This is a genomic window from Flavobacterium sp. (assembly GCF_029242675.1).
Taxonomy (GTDB): Bacteria; Bacteroidota; Bacteroidia; order Flavobacteriales; family Flavobacteriaceae; genus Flavobacterium.
This window is the reverse complement of record NZ_JAQWTM010000058.1, coordinates 1-7,636: the sequence shown is the minus strand read 5'-3', so window position 1 is coordinate 7,636 and position 7,636 is coordinate 1. Positions and strand designations below refer to the sequence as shown.

Sequence of the window (7,636 nt, the reverse complement as noted above, 5' to 3'; positions counted from 1 at the left end):
AATAAAAAACGATAATTCCACTAAATTCCGCAATAACCACAATCGTGTGTTATGGTATGTAGCGACACGTATGTTAAGCACATAATATTGAACGTTTCTATTATCGATTCCAGTTTATTTCTCCGTCATTTCAATTTTACGCTTTCGATAGTTTTAATACTGTGGAATCAAACTTCATCTAAATCTCGAAAAAACATAAAAGAAAAATCCGCTTTCAAATATCATTGGAGTAGCTCAGTTTTCGATATCGACAACGACTAATTTTACTGTTCTAGGTTATTATTTCCGGCAGCTTACTGTAAACTTTTATAGTAGTTACTTACTTAAAAAGATTAAAATCACATTAGCTGAAGCACGCCCAAAGAGCTATTTACCATAACGTTCTCGCGCCTCTGGCTGCTTGCAACTTATGAATGCGAGTATTTTCGGCTGAACGAAAATACAAATAAAAAACGGTAATTCCACAAAAGTTGCAAGTTGCCAGAGACGTGTGTTAGTGGCTGGCAGAATTACTGTATTCTGTAATTAAGAATGGAGCCATTTGGTCATTATCTATAGGGAATATTGTGTCTTTATTTATTTCAAACTTTAAAGTGTCGATTTCATAGCTTTCATTAGTGTTGAATTTTAGTATAATTTTATTTTTACTGAAGTCAAAAGAACCTCTTTCAATATCTGTTCCAAGTAAAGTTTGTGATGTAAACTTAAATTCATCGTTAGAGTATAAATATAAGTTTTTGCCGTCGACATTTTTTGCTTTCAATATAACTTTTTCTTTTTCCAATAATTTGGTCAACCCAATTATTGGGAAAATTAATAATGGACTTAACAGAATTATTATTTTCAATAGAAAGCTTTGTACATTATTTCTTTTATAAATTAAATAAAAGATAATTAATAAGTCATATAGAAGAGTTAGTGGAATAAGAATGCAAAATAAGATGTTAAGTGAATTTTGACTATAATTAAAACTAACATAACCCAAATAAAATAAAATTGGACTTAGAATAAAAGTTTTATCATAATAATTAGCTTTAAAGACTTTCATTTTTTAGAAACATTTTTTTTTAATCTCAGTTTTTTTTACTGCTTGCCACTAACGTGTCGCGGCTTTGCGAGGTTGCGAACTTCGTAACCCAGTTCTTTCGGCTAAGATAAAATTTCTTTCGAAACGTAAACGTGAATTTACCACTAAATTCGCAATCTCGCAAAACCGCTGTGCTTGTTGCACAACTGCTCAAATATAACAAAAAGGAAACATTAAAAAGCTTTCTTTTTTGTAAATTTAATTATGCAAGGAAGAAAAGAATTTACGCCAAAAATGCTCTATCAAGTACACTTAACGGACTTGATTCCAGGGCATAATTTTTATAGATTATTAGATCAATGTATCGATTTTGGGTTTCTTTATAAAGCTACTGCAAAGTATTATGGAGACGAAGGACAAGAGAGCATTGACCCGGTTGTATTTTTCAAAATCTGTTTAGTTGGTTATTTAAACAATATAAATTCGGACAGGAAACTCATTGAATATTGCTCGAATTGTTTAGATGTTCGTTTGTTCATTCGTTATGACATTGATGAGACTTTGCCCTGGCACAGCACTATTAGTCGCACGCGTGGGTTGTATGGTGAAGAAGTATTTTTAAGTTTATTTAAAGAGGTTTTAAAGCTGTGCGTTTCCAAAGGCATGATTCGAGGCAAACGTCAAGCAGTTGACAGCGTTTTTATCAAAGCCAATGCCTCTATGGATAGTTTGGTGGAGAAAGAAGTACTTCAAGACGCCAGTGCCTTTGTAGATGAATTGGAAGAAAACAGTGAATTTAAGACAACTAGTACTAGAAAGAAATTAGTGGAACAACACCACGAGTGGAAAAAAGAAGCTTATAAGAGCCAACCTAATCCCAACTTCCACATTGATAAAGTAGATGAGCACGGTAATTCCATACGCCCAAGATTTATTTCAAATCACACCCATTATTCACCCACCGATACAGATGCTCGAGTAAGTGTCAAGCCTGGGAAAGCAAGGCAGTTAAACTATTTTGGACAGATTGCTGTAGACGATGCGCATCATGTAATAACTGGTGCCTGTTCTGATTTTGCAGATAAAAGAGATAGCCAGTGTTTGGAGCAAATAGTTGAACTGACACAGGAAAACCTAAAAGAAAACGGCATTGAATTAGAAGAGCTCTTAGCCGATGGAGGTTATAGTAGTGGAGAAGCGTTAGCCTATTTACACAAAAAAAATATAGATGCTTATATCCCCAACTTCGGACAGTACAAACCCGAACGTGAAGGCTTTATTTTCAATAAAGAATTAAATCAATATGAATGCATAAAAGAAGGTTCCAACAAGGCCATTTTAAAATTTAAAGGCGAAAAAACTGATAGTAAAGGGTACACAAAACGTACCTATCGAAGTAGCGAGAGCGATTGTAAAAACTGTCCACTGAGAGAACAATGCTGTGGAAAAAGCACTAAATACAAAAAGATAGACAACAGTATTCATAAAGAACACTACGATAGAATGCACCAAAAACTCACACAAAACCCTAGCTATGCCAAGAAAATGGTACGAGTGAGAAGCAAAACAGTGGAACCCGTAATTGGGACATTGGTGAATTTCACCAATATGAAACGAGTAAACACACGAGGAATCGAGCAAGCCAACAAACACGTCTTGATGGCATCATTGACCTATAATTTGAAGAAATATTTGAAGTTTATTACCAAAAAAACAAAAACAAAAGCTGGAGTAGTAAATGAATTACAAGCAAACGTACCCACTTCTGTAAAAACTGCTTTTTATGACTTAAAAACCGCATTTTTAAGCTCCTCCGTTTTTAAAGACTACAGCTCAATACCAAAAATAAACCTCACTTAAAAATGCTTAAACGAGGTTATTTTTTAGGGATATTTTGAAATTTTACTATTTGAAAGGGGTTGCGCAACAGCTACGGCTGTTAGTGGCTGGTATTATTTCCACTACTAAATTTTCTCAAAATAACGAATTGGATTTGCCATTCCTCTAATTTTCGGCACTTCTTTGTTCATATAAATGTCAAGGATTTCTTTCGCAGTAATTTCTGAACCTTCAAATCCCCATCTTTTTGTTCCTTTATATTCAATATCTTGAACCCATTTTTCTGGTTTAAATATTGCTCTTATTACACCTTTATATTCAGCTAAAACAAACTCTGAATTTTCTGCTCTATTTTTGTCTAAAACCCACCAACCTCTAGTTGCTTCGTAAATATTTGGTCTGTCATAAACTGGATTAGCGCTTTTCTTTTTCCGTTTATTGTCATAAGTTTTATTTATGTTGATAACTAAAACTTTATGTTTTATATCTTCTTTTTTTAATTCTTCACAGTTATAAAGTATTTCACATTCATTAACAGTTTTAATTCCTTGATTAAATGAATTATGTCCTGCGACAATATTTGAAATTTTAGCAACTTCTGCAAAATCTCTAAAAGTTAAAAAGTCAATTAAAACTGATTCAACGATTAACGCTTCTTTTTCTTCTAATCCGTGTTTTACTATGAAGTGTTTTACTTTTAAATTATCTGTTTTAATAGCTCTAATTGTTTCTAATTTTTCACTAACGCTTGGATTGAATATTGCTTCATTAATATGAGAAAAAACACGATTTCCATAACCTTTTCCAACATAGAATATTTTATTATCTCTTGGGTCAATTAAAATATAAACATAAGATTTTAATTCTTCTTGTGTCTTTTGCGAAAATAATTCTGTCATAATTCGTTGTTTTTCAGCGATTTGCGAGATACTTGCCACTAACGGGAAACGCATTGGCGAAGTGGCGGATAAATTGGACGAAAAGTTCAATTTAGCGAGAACGTAGCCGATGTGTTTCCACGGAAGCTAAATTATTAAAAAAAAGCTGAATGTGAAACACATTCGGCGGAATAAAAAGCACAAAAGTTGAAGTTTGCCGTGAAACCCGCCATTTTGCCAATGCGATGTTAACTGCTGCCCGTTTTTCAAAGTTCATTAAAATTGACTAGTTCGTATTCTGGCGAAGTTTCAAAAAATACTTTAAAAAATTCGGTATGAGATGAGCCAAAAAGTATCAATATCCTATCATTTTCAGAAGTTATGTTTTGTGTTATTTTATGCAATATGCGGATATTTCTGCTAACTAAATCTAATGTTAAGTCATCGGCACCTTCTATGTTTTCATTTTTAAATGAAGTTAAAAACATACTATAAAATCCTCTTTGTTGATACTTTTCAGAATTTAGTAGCTTAAAATAATCCAATAATGAATTTTCTAATAAATACTTGTCGTCTAATTCATACCATTTGTGATATTTTGTAAGAGTAGGCGATGTTTTTTCATTAGTTACATTTTTCTTTAAAGATTTGATATAATTTTTTGTGCTATCGTTTTCAAAAAGGTCGTGTGCAATTGTTCTTGAGTCAACTGCATAAATTGTATCTAATTGAAACTTATTGGATAATCGGAATGCAATTTGGTCAATTTCGTCCGCAGTTAGTTTGTATTTTCCTTTTTGATAATTTTTATAGTTTTCCATAAGAACATTGTCCTTATTAAAATCTTCTACAAAAATTTTATTTGGTTTGAATTTAGCGATATAATCAACAAGTTCTAAAACTTCTTTTTGTCGTTTTTCGGATAAAATATTTACTCGATTATTTTCTTCTGTTTTATATTGGTCTTGGTCGAAATATGCAAAATGAAAAGTTCCAACAAGTAAAATTTTTGGTTGTTTTTCATTTTCTATTAAAATGCTGTCAGGATTTATTTGTGCTTTTACTGCATAAGTTGTAAGAGCGAAGAAATAGAAGATTATTAGTTTTAATTTCATTTGTGAATTTTTATTCTGTGCGTTCTTTGTCTTGTCCTGATATAGGTTGACTATTTTTGGTTGTTTACTAATATCAAAAATAGTTGATTGTAGACGTAATATTGATAAGTTTAGAAAAAATCTTTTGAGGGATTTTTTTTCCAAACTTGCCAACATTCCTACGCAACTAAAATAGGGATTTTATTCTTCTTATAAGACTTGTATTTGTGAATTTGATTCACATGAGCAAATCCAGGTGTTTTCATTCCAAGAGAGCAATGTCTGCGCTGGTTATTATAAATTTCAATTGCTTGTTTTACCATTTTTTGTGCTGTTTTTAAGTTTGGAATTGTTTTATTTAGTCCAAATTCCTGTTTTAATATTCCATTAATTCTTTCTGCGACCGCATTTTCGTATGGGCTGGAATTTTGAGTTGTACTAAGAATAATTTTCTTCGATTTGGAAAATTCAGCAAAATCGGGACAGCAATATTGTATTCCTCTATCGGAGTGATGGATTAGATTTTCATTTTTGTAACGTCTGTTTTTAACAGCCATTTCTAAAGCATCTTTGACAAGTTTGACGCGCATATTGGTGTCAATTTTGTATCCCATAATTTTCTTGGAATAAACGTCCGTAACTAAGGCTAAATAAGCATGTTGGGAAGCAAGTTTAATGTAAGTTATATCGCTGACAAAGACCTGTTCTGCGTGTTTAATTTCTAGATCAGCTAATAAGTCTTTTGATTTGTAAAATCCATGTTTAGAGTCTGTTGTAATGTGATATAGTTTTGTTTTTCGGATTAATAAATTGTGATATCTTAAAAAATGAATGAACCTATCTCTACCCATTTTGATATCATTTTTTTTAAAATCATCTTTCAGGTCAAGATATAGTTTTTTGGCTCCATATCGAGCCATTTTTTGGCGAATAGGAGTGATGAGTTTTTTGATTTTTAGAGTCTCTAAATCCTCAATTTTTTGTTTGTTAATTCTTTTGTAATAAGCCTGCGTGCTTATTCCGAAACACCTGGAGAACCATTTGATTTTAAAAGGTTTTTTTTCTTTTTCTCCACTTCTTTTAGCAATGCTTCGGGCAATGACTTTTTTGCAAAATCAAGATTAGTGCTTACTTCAAAATCAGCAATAATCATTTGTTGAAAGTCTTTAATAAATTCCAGTTCTTCGATACGCTCTTTAAGTTTTTTTAGTTCTTGATTCTTGCTCATTGTTTTGGAGTTTTGTTCAAAGGAACGCAATTTTTTCATCCAATATGTTATTGAAGAGCGAGAAATCCCATGCAACTTAGAAGCGTGATTTAGGGAAATCTGACCATTTGAAATTTGGTCAATGATGGAAAGTTTGAGATCAAAACCGATTTTTTTGTACTCAATTTTTGGACAGTGTTCTTTTTTTGTGGGTTTCATAGTTTACTAAAAGTGTTTAATTTTTAGTCAACCTATTTCAGGATTTGTCACTTCTCGGCGGATTCAAGTTTCTAGCGCAATTTCTTTGCGATTAAGTTTTGCCTTATTTTTCCAATTCAGAAAGCAATTTTGATTGTGTTTAGGCTTTCTAAATTCAAAAAATAAAGCTACGATTTATTTTGGATTAACAGTCATTTAAATAAAATTCTGATTCATATATAAACGGCTTATTGTATTTAAAGGCGATTCATATTCAAGTGTTTGTCGTGGCCTTTCATTGATCTGATTTTGGACTTCTTTGAGTTGCTTTTTAGTCACTAAATTAAAGTCTGTTCCTTTAGGGAAATAGTCTCTAATTAGTCCATTTGTATTTTCATTTGTAGGTCTTTCCCAAGGACTATATGGATGAGCAAAATACACTTTAACTTTGCTGTTTTTAGTAAATGTTTTGTGTTGTGCCATTTCGGTTCCATTGTCATAAGTAAGAGAAAGTTTCAAGTTAGTAGGAAGCTTTCTAAATTCACTTTCAAAAGCCTTTCTAACAGCGGTTGAGTCTTTCTTTTTTAGGTGGACAATTATTAGAAAGCGAGTGGTTCTTTCTACAAGTGTTCCAATGGCACTTTCTCTGTTTTTTCCTAGCACTAAGTCGCCTTCCCAATGTCCTGGTATCTCTCGAGTAAGTACTTCGGAAGGTCTTTCATCAATACGAATTGGGTCTTTTATGGTCGTTCTTTTATCAACACCTCTACGTGTGTTTCCACGATATTTTCTCTTCTGCCTAAGTTGTGATATTAGTAGTTTTTCTACCTCTTTTTTTGGTTGAATATAGATGTGATAATAGATACTTTCGTGTGAAATTTGCATTGTTGAATCGAATGGGTAAAATTGTTTTAGAGCGTCCGAAATTTGCTTAGGAGACCAATGTAACTCTAAGCGTGAATGTACAAAATTTTTAAGTTTTGGATTGCTGTTAATTTTGGATATTCCTAATCGTTTATCCATTAGATTATGAACATAATTCACTTCTGCTTTTAGGTTGTTGTAAGGTTCATTTTTAACCCTTTTTAGTTCTCTGGAAATGGTGCTTGGATGAACCGATAGAGTTGTAGCAATTTGTTTGTTATTCTTGCCCAAAGCGATTAGTTTTTCAATCTCAATTCTATGATCACGATTGAGTCTTTTGTAAGCTGTTTTCATACTACAATTTTATACATTTTTGGTTATAAAATTGCGTTAGATTCTTGACTCTGCGCTCGGGTTGCAGTTAACGTTTTGCTGCTTTGAGATGGCTGGAAGTTCGTAACCGCTCAATTTTCGGCTTAACGAAAACTTGATGCGAAACGATAATTCCACTAAATTCCAGCTATATCAA

General features: G+C 32.3%; 7 protein-coding genes. 1 reads left to right on the top strand and 6 read right to left on the bottom strand.

What is annotated here, in order from left to right:
* Window positions 1-493: 493 nt before the first annotated feature.
* The gene (locus tag P8M54_RS02360) at window positions 494-847 is read right to left on the bottom strand and encodes a hypothetical protein (RefSeq protein ID WP_300284623.1); all 354 of its coding nucleotides are present in this window, start codon (window positions 845-847) and stop codon (window positions 494-496) included.
* 444 nt (window positions 848-1,291) lie between these two features.
* On the opposite strand from P8M54_RS02360, the gene P8M54_RS02355 reads away from it, so the two are divergent.
* A complete protein-coding gene (locus P8M54_RS02355) occupies window positions 1,292-2,887 on the top strand; it encodes an IS1182 family transposase (RefSeq protein ID WP_300284622.1) in 1,596 nt (531 codons plus the stop codon).
* A 104-nt stretch (window positions 2,888-2,991) separates the two neighbouring features.
* Here P8M54_RS02355 and P8M54_RS02350 read toward each other — a convergent pair whose 3' ends face one another.
* The 5 genes from P8M54_RS02350 to P8M54_RS02330 form a co-directional block, all read right to left on the bottom strand.
* A complete protein-coding gene (locus P8M54_RS02350) occupies window positions 2,992-3,765 on the bottom strand; it encodes an excinuclease ABC (protein ID WP_300284621.1) in 774 nt (257 codons plus the stop codon).
* A gap of 245 nt (window positions 3,766-4,010) precedes the next feature.
* The gene (locus P8M54_RS02345) at window positions 4,011-4,859 is read right to left on the bottom strand and encodes a DUF5694 domain-containing protein (protein ID WP_300284620.1); all 849 of its coding nucleotides are present in this window, start codon (window positions 4,857-4,859) and stop codon (window positions 4,011-4,013) included.
* 158 nt (window positions 4,860-5,017) lie between these two features.
* Entirely contained in the window at window positions 5,018-5,857 is an 840-nt protein-coding gene (locus P8M54_RS02340) for an IS3 family transposase (RefSeq protein ID WP_300284624.1), read from the bottom strand.
* Entirely contained in the window at window positions 5,854-6,264 is a 411-nt protein-coding gene (locus P8M54_RS02335; protein ID WP_300284619.1) for a helix-turn-helix domain-containing protein, read from the bottom strand. Before P8M54_RS02335 ends, P8M54_RS02340 begins: the two co-directional genes overlap by 4 nt.
* 195 nt (window positions 6,265-6,459) lie before the next feature.
* On the bottom strand, window positions 6,460-7,461 hold the full coding sequence (locus P8M54_RS02330; RefSeq protein WP_300284618.1) for an IS30 family transposase: 1,002 nt from the start codon (window positions 7,459-7,461) through the stop codon (window positions 6,460-6,462).
* Window positions 7,462-7,636 lie beyond the last annotated feature (175 nt).